Here is a 14,861-nt window from a genome sequence, read left to right as displayed (position 1 = left end):
GAGACGACATGGCTTCGCATCACGGCCCCCTGCGGGTGGGTATCGGCGGCCCGGTGGGCGCGGGCAAGACGACGCTGACGGCGCAGCTTTGCCGCGCGATGGCCGGGCGGTACTCGATGGCCGTCATTACCAACGACATCTACACGCGCGAGGATGCCGAGTTCCTGATGCGCGCGCAGGTGCTGCCCGGCGACCGCATCCGCGGGGTCGAGACCGGGGGCTGCCCGCACACGGCGATCCGCGAGGACGCGTCGATCAACCTCGCCGCCGTGGCGGACCTGCGGCGAAGCTTTCCCGACCTCGACCTCGTGCTGATCGAGTCGGGCGGCGACAACCTGGCCGCGACGTTCAGCCCCGAGCTTGCGGACCTGACGCTTTACGTCATCGACACCGCAGCCGGACAGGACATCCCGCGCAAGAAGGGGCTGGGCGTCACGGGATCCGACCTTCTGATCGTGAACAAGACCGACCTCGCCCCGCATGTCGGCGTCGATCCCGAGATGCTCGAGAGCGACACGCGCGAGGCGCGCAACGGCCGGCCCTATGTCATGGCCGGGCTGCGCGACGGGCGCGGTGTGGACGAGACGGTCGCGTTCATCGAGCGCGAGGGCGGTCTGGCCTAGCGCGGGGTGCGGCGCTCAGGGATGCGGATGCCCGCGGCCTCGAGTTCGGCGCGCACGGTCTCGAAGCGGCGCAGGAACCGCTTTCGGCCGGTGCGGATGCCGATGTTGCGCAGCACCAGCGCCTCGAGCAGGCGGCGCTCGTCCCGCTCCAATCGGCCGACGAGCCCGCGCAAGTAGCCCGGGTTGTCACGCCGCGCGCGCAGGGCGGTATAGAACGTCTGCGGGTCCAGTGTTCCGGCCATGGCTTCGGATACGATGTCGTCGAGGATGCCGAACGACGCCAGCGTCTCTTCGATCTGGTGGCCCATGTGACGGCAGCGCAGGTCCTCGGTCACGGACGAGCGGAGCATCCCGGCATGGCGCGCGTCCTCGGGCTGCCGCGGGTCGAAGATCACCCACACCTCCTCGGAGGCCGAAAGGTTTTCGGGCGTGGGCGGGTAGCGGTCGGCGAAGTCGATGTCGTGCGCTTCGGGGAAGCGCGTGTCCCAGGGGGCGACCTGCGGATCGAGCGTGGCTTGCGGGGCGAGCGCGAGGACCCGGCTGAAGGGCGCGGCAAGCGCATACGACAGGGCGGCGTGCCCCCCCGATCCTGCGCCATAAAACAGCACGTCCTCGAACTGGTCGAGCAGCGTGCCGTCGACCATCGCGTCGAAATAGCTGACGACCTCGGGCGCACGGAACCACGTGTTGCCCCGTGACTGGAACGTCAGCACCGACCAGTCCTGTTCCCGCGCCAGCGCGTCCAGGCGAAGCTCCCGCGTTTCCAGTTCCGCCTCGGGCTCCGGCGCGGCCTCGAACGCGACAAGCAGGTGCGGCCCGCGCCGCTGGAAGCGGATGTGGTGGTCGGGGTTGAGCGCATAGGCGAAGCTGTCCGGCAGGGACTCGTCGTCCGCCTCGTCCGGGTCGTCGTCGTCCCAATCGTCGGACAGATCTTGGATCAACGCCTTCACCATTCGCAGCCGTGCCTTCCCGGGTGACTGTTTCCTTCTTTAGCCAAGTCTGCAGAGGAAATCGGACACGGGTTGTCCGGACGGTAGGCCATTTTGGGGCCGGGACCCAAGCTTCCGCAATCATTGGAGAAGCTGCGCGAACAGTCCGTCAGATCCAGTCGAGATTGACACGGTGCGGCGGATACTTTTCCGACACGTGGTCCCTGAGCGCCCGGAAGCGGGGGCGAAGATGCTTGAACTTGCGCGCATGCGTTTCGGCCACCAGACAGCGCACCCGGTCGAACAACCCGCGCCGTTCCATCACCTCCAGGATCTCGAGTTCGGCGCCTTCGATGTCCATCTTGACGAAGTCGACGCGGCCGCGCCTGTCCGCCTCGCTTTCCAGGAAGGCGGGGAAGTCGATGAGGGGTACATCGACGGCATTCGCCGCGTCGATGGCGCGGCCACCGCTCAGCACCGTCGACTTCACGGACGCACCCTCGGGATTGTCTCCGAACCCGTCCGACCGCATCAGTCGGACATTTCCCTCCTCCACTCCCAAGGCGGCCGCGATCAGCCTGACATTCGGACGATCGACGAAGCGCGCCTCTAGCTTTTCGACCGCCCACGGGTCGGGTTCGAACGCGATGACGTCGGCGCCCGTCGCGGCCAAAACCTCGGTCACGTCGCCCACGTTGGCACCGCAATCGATGGCCAGGTCGCCGGGCCGCAGCATTGCCGCCACCCCGTGCAGGAAGCCCTCGGCCCGCGCCTTGCGCAGGTTGCGCTCCTGCCGGCGGATCAGCTTCTTCGCCCGCCGCTCCGCCAGGCTATCGTCACGCTCGCTCATTCCGCCGCCTTCACCAGGTCCGGCCGCTCGGTCAGGCGGCGCACGAAGCTGACGCCGGTCTGCGCCTTCAGCATCCCACGCGCCACCTTGTGCAGTCCGACCTCCTTCAGGATCTTCTGCCTGCGGTAATGCACGGTGAAGATTTCGCGGTCCTCCGGCAGCGGAGCGCCCCGCAGCTTGCCGCCCAGGATGAAGTGTTGCTCTTCCGGAAGCACGTTCCAGCCAAGCCCGGCGCGCAGGATGGACACCGGCAGCGACATCTGGTCGAGGTAAGGGCGGCGCATGTCCAGGCTGTCGATGCGGTCCACCGTCCGGGCCGTGTCGTACCAGACATCCGGAAACCGCGTCGCGCCGTCCTCGGGAAAAACGACCAGTCCCGAGCTGAAGTAGGGCACCACCGGCTCGGGGGAGCGGCGCATCAGGTGCATCCGCTCGGCGGGGACCTTCATCCCGAACGCGCCATAGATCGTGTCCCAGATCTCCTGTCCCGCCCACGTCATCGACGCGGCGGCAGAGCATGACACGTGGCCGGGCTTCACCAGGTTGTCCGCCTCGTTGGCCCGCAGGAACAGCACGTCGCTGTCAACGAAGGCCGAGACCTCGCTGTCGCGCGACTGCAGTGCCGCCACGATCTTGTTGCCGTGCGGGTAGGGCGTGTCCCACATCCCCTCGGTCCGCATGGCGCGCAGCTCTGCCCCCATGATCTCGTGGGCGCGGATCACGGCGGGGTGAAGCTCCTCCATCCGGTGCGCGGGGCAGTAGCCGACGGCCTTGACCTCCGGCCCGAATTGCGTGCGGATCGAGGCCAGAAGCGTGCAGGCCAGGATCTGATAGTCCGGCGGCTCGACGATGTAGAAGAAGGTCAGGCGCGGCCGGGGCATGGTCATTCGAGCGCCTTCGCCGGATCGACTCCCACCTGCCGGGCCATACGCCAGGCATATGAATTCTCAAGCGGGACGTGCTTGCGCCACCAGGGCCGGGTGCCATTGGTGTAGAGGTGCACCGACAGGGTCTGCTCGGTAAACCAGCCTTCCACGCGTCCGTGCGGGTCGTAGAAGGTGTCGTTCAGCTGGAAGGGTACGGGATACAGCGTGTCCGGCGTCATCGCGCGGTCGTAGTCGCCCGTCTGCTGCGCGAAGTACGTGAACGCCTGCGGCCCGAACGAGGTCCGCTCGGCCTTGTAGATCTTGACCGCGTGAGGCAACTCCGGCTGCTTCTTGTCCAGCCGGTCAAGCTTCTTGCGCTGGTTCTTGTTCCACCACGCCGGGTAGTCCGGCAGGTTCTCGTAATAGTCCAGCAGCCGCGCGATCAGCTCGCCCTCGCGCGGGATCTTGACGACGCCGCAGTTCAGCGCGCCGCGGAAACCGTGACCGGCATAGATGTGGTCGCCCTCGTCCGGGAAGGGGCGATGGCAGAAGGCGTCGCAATCGATCCAGACCGCATCTGTCCGACGGATCATGTGATAGCGGAAAACGTTCGACAGAAACGAGGCCGAGGTTTCCTCGACGATGTTCATGGGGATGTCCATGATCTCGGAGGCGGGGCGCACCGTCACCCCCTCGGGCACGTTTTCGACCGTCTCGGTGCAGTAAAGCGTCGTCGGGTGGCCTTGCTGCACGTGGCTGAGAAGGCACAGCTGGTTGAGATACTGTAGCCGCTCGCCGATCCACAGCGACGCCACCGGTCTGCGCGTCGATTCCGTCATCGCCTGCCTCTTTTCCGTCCGGTCGCGGTCGGACTGTCGTTGTCGCCCCGATGCTGTCGCAGGCCCGGCGCGTTGTCCAGCCGGGCGCGGGCGGTTGTACGTCCTCCCGCGTTGCGCTTATCGTGCTGGAAAAGGACGAAAAGGCGGCGCCGAGCAGGAGTTTCTCCGGCAGGCGCGGGAACGGGGCAGGTCACGTGGACGCATCGGCAGAGCAGGTTTCACCGGCGCTTCCCACCAGGCCAGTCAGCCGTCACGGCCGCGTCACCGCCGTCTCGATGATGAAGGACGAGGGACCTTACCTGCTGGAATGGGTGGCGCATCACCTGGCGGTCGGTTTCACCGACATCGTCGTCTACACCAACGACTGCACCGACGGCACGGTCGAGATGCTACAGCGCCTCGAATGCCTCGGACTCGCCCATCACCGCCATAACGTGATCCCGAAAGGCGTGAAGCCCCAGCCCTCGGCCATCAAGCACGCGCAGGCCGAGCCAATTGTCGGACAAAGCGACTGGGTCATGGTCTTCGACGCCGACGAGTTCCTGTGCATCCGCCACGGCGACGGCACGCTCGACGGCCTGCTCGACGCGGTGGTCGCCGAGGGCGCGAACGGCATCGTGATCACCTGGCGCATCTTCGGCTCGGGCGGTCTGCGCGACTGGTCGCGCGACCTCGTCACCGAACGCTACCTGCAGGCCGCGCCGCCAATGTGGAACAAGGGGTGGGGCGTCAAGACGCTGTTCCGCTTCGACCCCGAACGGTGGAAGCTCGGCATCCATCGTCCGACAATGAAGAACAAGGTGCTGGACACCGAGTTTCCCCAGACAGTTCGCTGGCTTAACGGGTCGGGGCAGGGAATGGAGGACTACTTCAAGTTCCGCGGCTGGCGCTCGATCGTGCGCACGGTGGGGTATGGCTGGGCGCAAATGAACCACTACGCTGTGAAGGCGGTGGACGATTACGCCATCCGTCGCCTGCGCGGCAACGTCAACAACAAGGCGAACAAGTACGATCCGTCCTACTGGGCGCTGCAGGACCGCAACGAGGTGCGCGATGACACGATGTTGCGCTACGCGGCGCGGCGGCGCGCGATCTTCGACGGGCTTTTGGCCGACCCCGAGCTCAATCGCCTTCACCACGCCGCCGTCGAGCGGGCCGAGGCGCGGCTGGCCGCCTTCAAGGCGACACCGGGATACGCCCGCTTCGTCGACGACCTGCGGGCCGCGAGTGCCGTGCCCATCACGCAGGTCTCGGCGAAGCCGCCGAAGCCACGCGACCCGGTAAAGATTGCCGCGAAAATGTCCAACGTTCAGAAACGGGCAGCAGCGGGACCGGGCAAGACAGAGCCGGGGCGGCGCGTGTTTCGACCGCCTCCACTCTACGTTGAGGGAGAGGTGGACCTGTCGGCGGAGCCGCCGATGGAATGGATCGCGAACCACTCGATCGAGCTGCCCGCCGACCCGCGCCTTTTCACGCCTCTGGCGCTCGAGCTCGTCCGGCAGGGCAAGTTCCTGCGCAATCCGGCCCGCAAGCTGCCGGGGATCGTGCCCGAAAACGGGCTGTGGCTCGAACTCGGCGGCACGACCGGTTTCCTCGCCGCGCACCTCGTCCGCAGCGTGTCGGGCCTGCGTGCGGCCGTGCACGAAGACAACCCGGCGCACCGGACCTTCATCCGGCGCCTGTGGACGCGGAACGCAGTGGCGGAGTGCGATCGGCTGGATATGTCCGACGTTTCGCTGGCCACGGAGCCACAGGCCCTCGGCGCGCGGCTGGCAGAGCTGAAGCCGGCCGCGCTCGCACTGGGTGATCCGAGGCTCAGGCCGAGTGCGCTGGCGGATGCCGTTGCCGCCTCGGACCGCGCCGCTCCGCCGCAGCTCTATCTTCTCGGCCGGCTCTGGGCGGACCGGCAGGAGGACTGGTCCGAGTGGAAGCGCGTCCTGCGCGCGCTCGGTTACCATGAGCGGCTGCCCCTGGACCCTGCCGTCATTGCCGCTTTTCGCCGGCACCGGGCCGCGGCATGAGCCGCGTCGCCGTCTACTTCGTCGTCGAGGGGCGCCATCTCGAAGCGCAGGCCGTTGTGCTCGCGGCCTCGCTGCGCCGGCACAACGGGGCGCGGGACCGGCTGATCGCATACCGTCCCGCGGGCGCGCCGGAACTTCTACCTGTCACACGTGCGGCGCTTGATGCACTCGACGTCGACACGCGCTCCTTCGATGTGCCGGACAATATGTGGAAGAAGCCGTTCCCTCACGGCAACAAGCTCCTGGCAAGTATTCAACCACGGGAGGAGGACGGGCATGTCTTCCTCGACACCGACATGATCTGTGCCCGCCCGCTCGACTTCGCGGACGTTCTGGCCCCCGGCACCGTCTCGGTCGTTCCCGAGGGCGTGCCGAGTTGGGGCAAGGGCAACGATCGGTGGGAGCGCGCCTACGCCCATTTCGACCTGCCGCTGCCGCAAGAACGGGTCCGCCTGACGCGCCGCCGCCGGATCGAGTTTTACCCATATTTCAATGCCGGGATGATCGCCTTCGGGTCTGACACTGGTCGTCCGACGTTTCCGGAGTTATGGCTGGTCACGGCCCGAGACATCGACTGGCACTGCCGCGTCGCCAAGAAGCGCCCGTGGCTTGACCAGATTGCCCTGCCCATCACCTTCGCCCGCTTCGACGTCCCGTACCGCGTTCTGCCGGACACTTGGAACTTCTCCATATCCGACCGGGCCTTCGAGCCCGACGCGACTCCGACGCTGATTCACTACCACTCCTTTCGCTACACACACGCCTGGCCTCAGGCCCGGCGCGAGATGGAGGGTCTCGCCCACACTCTCGGGAACGATCTCGCGCGGCGGTTGTACATGGAATTTGCCCAGTTCTGGATGGCGAGGCAGCCGGCATGAGCCCGCGGGTCGTCATCGTTTCGACCATGCGCGACGAGGGTCCCCACCTCGTGGAGTGGATCGCCCATCACCGCGCCGCCGGCGCCGAGATCCTCGTATTGTCGAACAATTGCACCGACGGGTCCGATAAGCTGCTAGACCGCCTCGCCGAAAGCGGTGCCATTGCCCACCTGCGCAACGAGGTGCCCGAGGGCAAGACGCCGCAATGGTCGGCGCTGAAGCTTGCACGGCACCATTCGTCGGTACAGGAGGCCGACTGGATCGCGGTCCTCGACGCCGACGAGTTCGTGAACCTGCGCCCGCCGCTCGCGACGTTCCAGGATTTCGTCACTTCCGTTCCGGGCGCCGACGCCGTCATGTTGCCCTGGCGCCTGTTCGGCCATTCGGGGCACGCCACACGGCCCGAGGCCCCCACTATTCGCGCCTACACGCGCGCGATCGCGGCCGATGCGCTATATCCGCCGCTCTGCCGCTTCTTCAAGACGCTCTACCGCCGCGAGGGACCCTTTGCAAAACCCGGCGTTCACCGTCCCCGGCTGGAAGCGGAGGCGCAACCGGATCTCCGCGACGGCTCCGGCCGCCGCGTGTCGCAGGCGATGGCGATCGACGACCGGCGCATCCTGCACTGGGGAGAACCGGCAGCGACGAACCTCGTGCAACTCAACCACTACTCGGTCCGCTCGGCGGAAGATTTCCTGCTGAAAGCGGCGCGAGGGCTGCCCAACCGGACGCAGAAACGGATCGGTCTGACGTATTGGGTCGAGCGGAACTTCAACACGGTCGAGGACACGAGCATCCGCCACATGGCGCCCGCGACAGAAGCGGAGGCGCGCCGCCTGCGCACGCTTCCGGGTGTTGCTGAGGCCGAGGCGGACTGCCGCGCATGGCAGCGGGCCGCTTTCCAGCGCATGCTGCAGGACCCGGCGCTGGTCGAGTTCTACGGCCGCCTCCTGATATCTCAGGGCAGCACCGCGCCTGACGAAGCGCTGGCGCGTGAACTGGTCAGCCTGTTCCAGACCGCCCACAAGGCGAGCCGCCGCTGAGCGACAGGCGCCGCGGGAACCTCCGTGCCGTCCATTCTGTTCGTCAGATGAACGAATGTAAGACGGATCGCACATATGCGCACCACTCTCAGAACGACCACCGCCCTTCTTGCGAGCCTGTCCCTCGCGCTGCCCCACGGTATCGCGGCGCAGGAGACCGCGCCGCCGTGTCCGGACGACGCCGTGCCGCTCGCCGACGCCGTAGCCGCGGCATCGCCCCGACTGATCAACCGGTTGGCCGAGACGCTGGGCGTTCCTCCCGGCCAGTTGCGCCAACTTTCCTCCGGAAGCGGACTGGCCGCGCTGGACCTGGCGGAGTGCATCGATACGGCGCAGCTCGAGCAGCTTCGCGCCGAGATGGGAGAGACGGACGAGCAGCCGGCAGCGGAGGCTGCCGAAGAACAGCCCGAAGCCGAGGCGGCGGCTGAGCCCGCCGCGCCCGACGCCGCGCCCGCACAGACCGGGGGCGAGGACGAGGCCGAGCAACAGGTGGAGGAAGCGACGGACGTTTCCGACGACGAAGCCGCCACGCCTGCGGCACCTGTGCCTGATCAGGCCACGGATGACTCTGTCTCCGCCGAACCGACCGAGGAGGTGGTGGAGGCTGTCGAACCACCGGCGGAGGACGTGGACGTCGAGGCTGCGCCCGAAGCCGAGATGGAGGCGGAGGAAGATGCTCCGACAATCGACGAAGCCGCCGGCGCGGAAACGTCAGACACTTCGCAGGAACCCGTCTCGACCGATGACGCACAAGTCCTGAGGGAGGCGCTTGAAGCCGAAGCGCAGGCGGACGCAACGGGCGGTGACGGGGCAGAGGCTGAGGCCGCACCGGAGGCCGAAGCTGCCGCTGAGACGGAGCTGCCGCCTCAACAAGATACCGCTTCCGATAGGGCCACCGACGCCGAGACCTTGCGCGAGGCGCTGGAGGCGACTGCCGAAGAAACGGCCCCGGCGGAGCAGGCCGATGATCTGGCCACGGATGGAGCTGACCCTTCCGAAGAACCGGCCATGGCCGATGAGCCCGCGCCGGCTGAAGCGCCCGATGCGGTCGATCAGGCTGCGCCCACGGACGACGCTCCGGTCGCAGAAGAAGAGCCCGCCCCGCTCGCCGCGCTGTCGGAAGACGCCGAGGTCACGGGTGTCGAGAGCGAGACCGTGACGGAAGAGACGGCGCGGTCGAGCGACGAGGACTTCGAAAGCGGCTTCGTCACGGAAGAGGACGCGGACGCCGAGGCCACCGCGGAGACCGGTGCCGAGGCGGGCGCGGCCGTCGAAGAGGACGATGACGACGGACTGAGCACGCTTGAGAAAGCGCTGCTGGCCGGAGCGGGCGCCATCGCGGTCGGAACGCTGCTCAGCGGCAACCGCGAAATTGTCAGTCGTTCGGAGGATCGGGTCGTGGTGCAGCAGCCCGACGGCACATACGAGGTGCTCAAGGACGACAACGCGCTCCTGCGCCGCCCCGGCAGCGAGGTCGAGACGGAGACCTTCGCCGACGGCTCGAGCCGCACCACGATAACGCGTCCGGACGGCAGCCGCATCGTTACGATCCGCAATCCGGAGCTCGAGGTGATCCGCCGTGTGCGCATCACGCCGGACGGCGAGCGGATCGTCCTGATCGACGAGACGCAGCAGACCGAACCGGTGGACGTGGCCGGCCTGCCCGCGCCCGAGCAGGCGGCCGCCACCGTCGATCCGTCTGACGAGGCGGCGCTGCGCGAGGCGCTCAGGGCCGAGCGGACCTACACGCGAGACTTCTCTCTCCAACAGGTGCGCAATATTGCCGAGGTGCGCCAGCTTGCTCCGGCCATCGATCTCGAGAACATCACTTTTCCGACCGGTTCGGCCGCAATCCAGCCGGGGGAGGCCGAGGAACTGTCCGAACTTGGGCGCTACATCTCTCAGACCATTGAAGACAACCCGCGCGAGATCTTCCTGATCGAGGGGCACACCGACGCGGTCGGCAGTGCGAGCTACAACCTTGCCCTGTCTGATCGGCGAGCCGAGTCCGTGGCGTTGGCGCTGACGGAGTATTACGACGTGCCGCCCGAGAACCTGGTCGTGCAGGGCTACGGCGAGCGCTTCCTGAAGGTCGAAACCCAGGAGGCCGAGCGCGCCAATCGCCGTGCTACCGTACGCCGGATCACGCCGCTGCTGCGGACCGCCGCTGCGCAGTAGGACGAGTGACGTCATTTGCGCCCCGGGGTCCGTGCGGTCCACGGGGCGCTTGCCTGTGTCTGGACACAGTCGGATGGGTGGCGCAATCTCGATCGTCGTGAGAGGAGAGCGCCATGACGGCTGAGTTCGATGCCATTCCGGAAACCGCGCTGGGCTGGCACCGCGAGGGGCGGCGCGCGGCCCTCGCGACCGTGGTCGAGACTTGGGGATCGGCGCCGCGGCCGGTTGGCAGCCAACTCGCCGTATCTGGCGAAGGCGAAATCGCGGGCTCGGTGTCTGGCGGCTGCGTCGAAGGCGCAGTGGTGGTCGAGGCGCTGGAAGCGCTTGAGGACGGTCGAGCGCGAATGCTGGAGTTCGGCGTGAGCGACGACGAGGCCTTCGCCGTCGGTCTCGCTTGCGGAGGTCGGATCCGCGTTTTCCTTGAACCGGTGGGCCAGGCGCTGCCCGAGGCGCTTTTGTCGGACTTATCGGCTGCCCGGGCGGCGCGGCGGCCCGTCGCATATGTCGTCGATGTCGAGACGGGAGAGCGATGTCTGGCTGGGGCGGAGAATTACCCGGACCGGTTCCGGATGGACCGCTCGGGCTTCGAAGCTAATGGCCAGACATTTGTTGCAATCCACAATCCGCCGCTGCGGATGGCGGTGGTGGGCGCGGTGCACATCGCGCAGCCGCTGATGCAGATGGCGCGGCTTATAGGCTACGATGCCGTGTTGATCGATCCTCGCGAAGCCTTTGGCGCGGCGGCGCGGTTCCCAGGTGAGCGTATCGTGCATGACTGGCCAGACGAGGCGCTTGCGGAGTTCGGATTGGATCAGCGAACTGCGGTTGTCACTCTGACGCATGACCCGAAGCTCGACGATCCCGCGATCGAGACGGCGCTTCGGTCAGACATTTTCTACCTCGGCTGTCTCGGCTCCACCCGGACCCATGCAAAGCGCGTGGCGCGGCTGGAGGAGGCGGGCTTCGGTGCCGACGACATCAATCGGATCCATGCGCCGGTAGGCCTCGACATTGGCGCACGTTCCCCCGCCGAAATTGCCGTCGCCATCATGGCCGAGGTCACGCAACGGTTGAGGCGCGGCTGATGGAATTCGGGCCGGTGCCGCTGACATGCGCGCGCGGCGCGATCCTGGCGCATTCGCACAAGGTGCTGGGCGGGCGCATCCGGAAAGGTCGGATATTGACGGACGACGACCTCGGTGCGCTCGCGGCGGCCGGGCTTTCCGAGGTTGTCGTCGCGCGGCTCGGGCCGGACGACCTGCACGAAGACGAAGCGGCCACGCGCTTGGCGGCTGCGCTTGTTCCGGACCCGGACGCGGCACACCTGCGGGTGACCGAAGCGACGACCGGTCGTGTGAACTTCTATGCCACGGGGCCGGGTATACTCGAGATCGACGTTGCAGCGATTCACGCGCTTAACCGCATCGATCCCATGCTCACACTCGCCACGCTCCCTGCCTTCGCCCGTGCATGGCCCCGGCGAATGGTGGCGACCGTGAAGGTGATCTCGTACGGGGTGAGCGCCGAGGCCGCTGACCGTGCCTGTGCCGCCGCACTCGGGGCGCTCCGGGTCCGTCCCGTCGTCATGAAATCTGCCGGACTTATCCTGACCGAGATGGACGAGGCGCCGGCACCCGCCAAGGGCGAGACGGCGATCGCGACGCGCCTCGACGCGCTGGGAATGGAATTGTCGGACGTTTCGCGCGTGCGGCACCGGCAGGATGCCATTGCGCACGCGCTCGCGGCACTGGAGGGAGATTTGGCGCTGATCCTCACCGCCTCCGCCACGTCCGACGCGTCCGACTTGGCGCCGGCGGCGGTCCGGCAGGCCGGCGGGCGGGTCAAGCGGTTCGGCATGCCCGTCGATCCGGGCAACCTGTTGTTCCTGGGGGAGGTGGGAGAGCGGCCGGTGATCGGACTGCCGGGGTGCGCCCGCTCGCCCGCGCTGAACGGCGCGGACTGGGTCTTGGAGCGCGTGGCCTGCGGGCTGGAGGTGAGCGACGAGGACATCGCGGCGATGGGCGTGGGCGGGCTGCTGAAGGAGAGTCCGGGCCGCCCGCACCCGCGGGAATAGACGGTGCCGGGAAAAGGCTGCGGCCGATTGCCGGACATATCAGCGACAGCGTTTTACGTGCGCCGAAACCCGAAAGCCGTGCCGGCAGATCGGGTGTTCTCAATCCCGTCAACGCGTGCTTAACTCCCGCCGAGTAGGAAGAGCGTCAAGGGAGGCGAGCGCATGACCCAGGTCTCGATGACCGTAAACGGACAGTCTGTGTCGGGCGAAATCGAGGGCCGCACGCTGCTCGTCGAGTTCCTGCGCGAAGGTCTGGGCCTGACAGGCACCCATGTCGGTTGCGACACCAGCCAATGCGGCGCCTGCGTGGTCCACATCGACGGCGCGCCGGTGAAGGCGTGCTCGATCTTCGCGGCCGAGGCAGACGGGGCCGAGGTCACCACGATCGAGGGCATGGCCGCCCCGGACGGAACATTGTCGCCGGTTCAGCAGGGTTTCCGCGATCATCACGGCCTGCAATGCGGGTTCTGCACGCCCGGCATGGTGATGACCGCGACGGCGCTGCTGAAGGAGAATCCGAAGCCAACCGTCACCGAGGTGCGTGAATACCTCGAGGGAAATATCTGCCGCTGCACCGGTTACCACAACATCGTCAAGGCGGTTCTGGCGGCGAGCGGGCAGGAGATGCCGGCCGTCGCGGCCGAGTGAGGGAGCGCAATGTACGATTTCGAATTCGAACGACCCGCCACCATCGCTGACGCCGTCGCCGCTCTGGGTGACGAGGACGCACAGGCGCTTGGCGGAGGACAGACGCTGATTCCGACGCTGAAGCAGCGCCTGGCGATGCCCGGGAAGCTGGTCTCACTGACCGCGATCCGCGAGATCCGAGGTGTGTGCGAAGACGACGAGGGCCATCTTTGCATCGGCGGCGGCACCACCCACGCGGTGGTGGCCCGTGAGGCCGCCGACCGCTTTCCCGGCCTTGCCAGCCTGGCCGCGCGCATCGGCGACCCGGCAGTGCGCAACCGTGGCACGATCGGCGGGAGCCTCGCCAACAACGACCCCTCCGCCTGCTATCCGGCCGCCGCACTGGCGGCGAACGCGACGGTCGTGACCGACCGTCGGACGATCGTGGCCGACGACTATTTCCAGGGCATGTTCACCACGGCGCTGGACGATGGCGAGATCATCGCCGAGGTTCGCTTTCCGGTGCCGGAGGCATCGAACTACCAGAAGTTCATCCAGCCGGCCTCGCGCTTCGCACTGGTGGGCGTCTTCGTGGCGAAGTTCGCGGATGGCGTGCGCGTCGCCGTGACGGGGGCCTCGGAAAGCGGCGTGTTCCGCTGGTCCAAGGCCGAGGCGGCGCTGAGCCGGAACTTCACGCCGGATGCGCTGTCGGGCCTGACCGTGCCGGCGGATGGCATGATCGGAGATTTGCACGGCTCGCCGGAATACCGCGCTCACCTGATCGGGGTCCTGACGAAGCGTGCCGTCTCAGCGGCCACGTGAACGACGGCTAGCCGAGGACGACAAGCTCAGCACAAAGAAAAGCCCCCGCCGGTCTGACCTGCGGGGGCGCGTCGTCCTCGGGATGGCCGGCCGGCGTTACTTTGCCGGCCCGATCATCATCACCATCTGGCGGCCTTCCATCTTCGGCATGTTCTCGACCTTGCCGAGCTCCTTGACGTCTTCCGCCACCCGCTGAAGCAGGTCCCGCCCCAGGTTCTGGTGCGCCATCTCGCGCCCGCGGAACCGCAGGGTCACCTTCACCTTGTCGCCCTTCTCGAGGAATTTCACGACGTTGCGCATCTTCACGTCGTAATCGTGCGAGTCGGTGTTCGGCCGGAACTTGACCTCTTTGACCTCGATGGTCTTCTGCTTCTTCTTGGCCTCGCTCTCACGCTTCTGCTGCTCGTACTTGAACTTGCCGAAGTCCATGATCTTGCAGACAGGAGGCGTGGCGTTGGGCGAGATCTCGACCAGGTCCAGCCCGGCCTGCTCGGCCAGGTCGCGGCCGCGCTGAGGCGTCACGACGCCGATGTTTTCGCCCTCGGGGCCGATCAGCCGGATTTCGGGGGCCCGGATGCGGTCGTTGACGCGGGGGCCTGTATCACGCACCGGCGGGGCGTTGTGAGGTCTGCGAGCGATGGGTGTGATCCTTTCATGCTTGGGTCGACGGCAAAAATAGCCATCTGGGTACGTCCGTTCAAGCCGCACGTTCACGCGGGATGCGCGGTCATGTCACGGAACAAGGCGGCAGGCAACGGGTTCCGGGCGCAACCCACCGATCAAGCGAGGTACGGGCCATGAAGACGCAATGGAAGACTGAGGTGGCCCCCGTTTTCCGGACAGTGTTGCGGCGCCGCTAAGCTTGCCTGTTGATCATGCCGCCGCTTTCAGGCCGGGGCCCTGATGGGCCTCGACCGGTGTTCGTCCGCCGAGCGCGGAGTGCGGGCGCTCGTTGTTGTAGAAGTCGATCCACTTGCCGATGCCAGCCCGGGCCGCTGACCCGGTCTCAAAGGCGTGCAGATAGACGCACTCATACTTCAGGGATCGCCATAGCCGCTCGATCATGACGTTGTCCATCCAGCGTCCGCGACCGTCCATCGAGACCTTCACC

At 67.1% G+C, this 14,861-nt stretch carries 15 protein-coding genes; 9 read left to right on the top strand and 6 right to left on the bottom strand.

The features are described from left to right. Positions 1-8: 8 nt before the first annotated feature. Positions 9-623, top strand: a complete 615-nt coding sequence (ureG, locus tag BM162_RS11050) for an urease accessory protein UreG (RefSeq protein ID WP_093421704.1) — start codon at positions 9-11, stop codon at positions 621-623. Here the strand turns inward: ureG and BM162_RS11045 are convergent. The 4 genes from BM162_RS11045 to BM162_RS11030 all read right to left on the bottom strand — a co-directional run bounded on the left by BM162_RS11045 (position 620) and on the right by BM162_RS11030 (position 4,107). Continuing rightward, positions 620-1,564, bottom strand: a complete 945-nt coding sequence (locus BM162_RS11045; protein WP_143096144.1) for a hypothetical protein — start codon at positions 1,562-1,564, stop codon at positions 620-622. The genes ureG and BM162_RS11045 overlap by 4 nt on opposite strands. Positions 1,565-1,721: 157 nt before the next feature. Continuing rightward, positions 1,722-2,402, bottom strand: coding sequence for an FkbM family methyltransferase (locus BM162_RS11040; protein WP_093421699.1), 681 nt, complete (start codon positions 2,400-2,402; stop codon positions 1,722-1,724). Beyond that, a complete protein-coding gene (locus BM162_RS11035; RefSeq protein ID WP_245759241.1) occupies positions 2,399-3,289 on the bottom strand; it encodes a GT-B fold glycosyltransferase domain-containing protein in 891 nt (296 codons plus the stop codon). The genes BM162_RS11040 and BM162_RS11035 overlap by 4 nt, the downstream gene beginning before the upstream one ends. Further along, positions 3,286-4,107 (bottom strand): hypothetical protein, encoded by an 822-nt coding sequence (locus tag BM162_RS11030; RefSeq protein ID WP_093421696.1) that lies wholly within the window; start codon positions 4,105-4,107, stop codon positions 3,286-3,288. The genes BM162_RS11035 and BM162_RS11030 overlap by 4 nt, the downstream gene beginning before the upstream one ends. A 194-nt stretch (positions 4,108-4,301) precedes the next feature. On the opposite strand from BM162_RS11030, the gene BM162_RS11025 reads away from it, so the two are divergent. The 8 genes from BM162_RS11025 (at position 4,302) to BM162_RS10990 (ending at position 13,750) form a co-directional block, all read left to right on the top strand. Beyond that, positions 4,302-6,128 carry a glycosyltransferase family 2 protein gene (locus BM162_RS11025; protein WP_245759240.1) on the top strand — a complete coding sequence of 609 codons (1,827 nt, stop codon included), beginning with the start codon at positions 4,302-4,304 and terminating at the stop codon, positions 6,126-6,128. Next, a complete protein-coding gene (locus tag BM162_RS11020; protein WP_093421691.1) occupies positions 6,125-7,006 on the top strand; it encodes a GT-B fold glycosyltransferase domain-containing protein in 882 nt (293 codons plus the stop codon). Before BM162_RS11025 ends, BM162_RS11020 begins: the two co-directional genes overlap by 4 nt. Beyond that, positions 7,003-8,049, top strand: coding sequence for a glycosyltransferase family 2 protein (locus BM162_RS11015; RefSeq protein WP_093421689.1), 1,047 nt, complete (start codon positions 7,003-7,005; stop codon positions 8,047-8,049). The genes BM162_RS11020 and BM162_RS11015 overlap by 4 nt, the downstream gene beginning before the upstream one ends. 75 nt (positions 8,050-8,124) lie before the next feature. Further along, positions 8,125-10,227 (top strand): OmpA family protein, encoded by a 2,103-nt coding sequence (locus BM162_RS11010; protein WP_093421686.1) that lies wholly within the window; start codon positions 8,125-8,127, stop codon positions 10,225-10,227. A gap of 113 nt (positions 10,228-10,340) precedes the next feature. After that, positions 10,341-11,312 (top strand): XdhC family protein, encoded by a 972-nt coding sequence (locus BM162_RS11005; protein WP_093421684.1) that lies wholly within the window; start codon positions 10,341-10,343, stop codon positions 11,310-11,312. Then, the gene (locus BM162_RS11000; protein ID WP_093421681.1) at positions 11,312-12,301 is read left to right on the top strand and encodes a molybdopterin-binding protein; all 990 of its coding nucleotides are present in this window, start codon (positions 11,312-11,314) and stop codon (positions 12,299-12,301) included. The genes BM162_RS11005 and BM162_RS11000 overlap by 1 nt, the downstream gene beginning before the upstream one ends. 162 nt (positions 12,302-12,463) lie before the next feature. After that, positions 12,464-12,949 carry a (2Fe-2S)-binding protein gene (locus BM162_RS10995; protein WP_093421679.1) on the top strand — a complete coding sequence of 162 codons (486 nt, stop codon included), beginning with the start codon at positions 12,464-12,466 and terminating at the stop codon, positions 12,947-12,949. A gap of 9 nt (positions 12,950-12,958) precedes the next feature. After that, the gene (locus BM162_RS10990) at positions 12,959-13,750 is read left to right on the top strand and encodes an FAD binding domain-containing protein (RefSeq protein ID WP_093421676.1); all 792 of its coding nucleotides are present in this window, start codon (positions 12,959-12,961) and stop codon (positions 13,748-13,750) included. A gap of 96 nt (positions 13,751-13,846) precedes the next feature. Here BM162_RS10990 and infC read toward each other — a convergent pair whose 3' ends face one another. Both infC and BM162_RS10980 read right to left on the bottom strand, forming a co-directional pair. Then, the gene (gene infC, locus BM162_RS10985) at positions 13,847-14,359 is read right to left on the bottom strand and encodes a translation initiation factor IF-3 (protein WP_245759239.1); all 513 of its coding nucleotides are present in this window, start codon (positions 14,357-14,359) and stop codon (positions 13,847-13,849) included. 264 nt (positions 14,360-14,623) lie between these two features. Beyond that, on the bottom strand, positions 14,624-14,861 hold a 238-nt coding region (locus BM162_RS10980; RefSeq protein ID WP_143096143.1), incomplete at its 5' end, for an integrase core domain-containing protein.

Source organism: Tranquillimonas alkanivorans (genome assembly GCF_900115595.1).
Classification (GTDB): domain Bacteria; phylum Pseudomonadota; class Alphaproteobacteria; order Rhodobacterales; family Rhodobacteraceae; genus Tranquillimonas; species Tranquillimonas alkanivorans.
Note: the sequence above shows the minus strand (reverse complement) of the source record. Positions and strands in the feature narration are given on the sequence as shown.

Coding starts and splice junctions, on each gene's coding strand:
- BM162_RS11005 (WP_093421684.1), top strand. CDS start 10,341: ATGACGGCTGAGTTCGATGCCATTCCGGAAACCGCGCTGGGCTGGCAC.
- BM162_RS11020 (WP_093421691.1), top strand. CDS start 6,125: ATGAGCCGCGTCGCCGTCTACTTCGTCGTCGAGGGGCGCCATCTCGAA.
- BM162_RS11015 (WP_093421689.1), top strand. CDS start 7,003: ATGAGCCCGCGGGTCGTCATCGTTTCGACCATGCGCGACGAGGGTCCC.
- ureG (WP_093421704.1), top strand. CDS start 9: ATGGCTTCGCATCACGGCCCCCTGCGGGTGGGTATCGGCGGCCCGGTG.
- BM162_RS11000 (WP_093421681.1), top strand. CDS start 11,312: ATGGAATTCGGGCCGGTGCCGCTGACATGCGCGCGCGGCGCGATCCTG.
- BM162_RS11040 (WP_093421699.1), bottom strand. CDS start 2,402: ATGAGCGAGCGTGACGATAGCCTGGCGGAGCGGCGGGCGAAGAAGCTG.
- BM162_RS10990 (WP_093421676.1), top strand. CDS start 12,959: ATGTACGATTTCGAATTCGAACGACCCGCCACCATCGCTGACGCCGTC.
- BM162_RS11035 (WP_245759241.1), bottom strand. CDS start 3,289: ATGACCATGCCCCGGCCGCGCCTGACCTTCTTCTACATCGTCGAGCCG.
- BM162_RS11010 (WP_093421686.1), top strand. CDS start 8,125: ATGCGCACCACTCTCAGAACGACCACCGCCCTTCTTGCGAGCCTGTCC.
- BM162_RS10995 (WP_093421679.1), top strand. CDS start 12,464: ATGACCCAGGTCTCGATGACCGTAAACGGACAGTCTGTGTCGGGCGAA.
- BM162_RS11030 (WP_093421696.1), bottom strand. CDS start 4,107: ATGACGGAATCGACGCGCAGACCGGTGGCGTCGCTGTGGATCGGCGAG.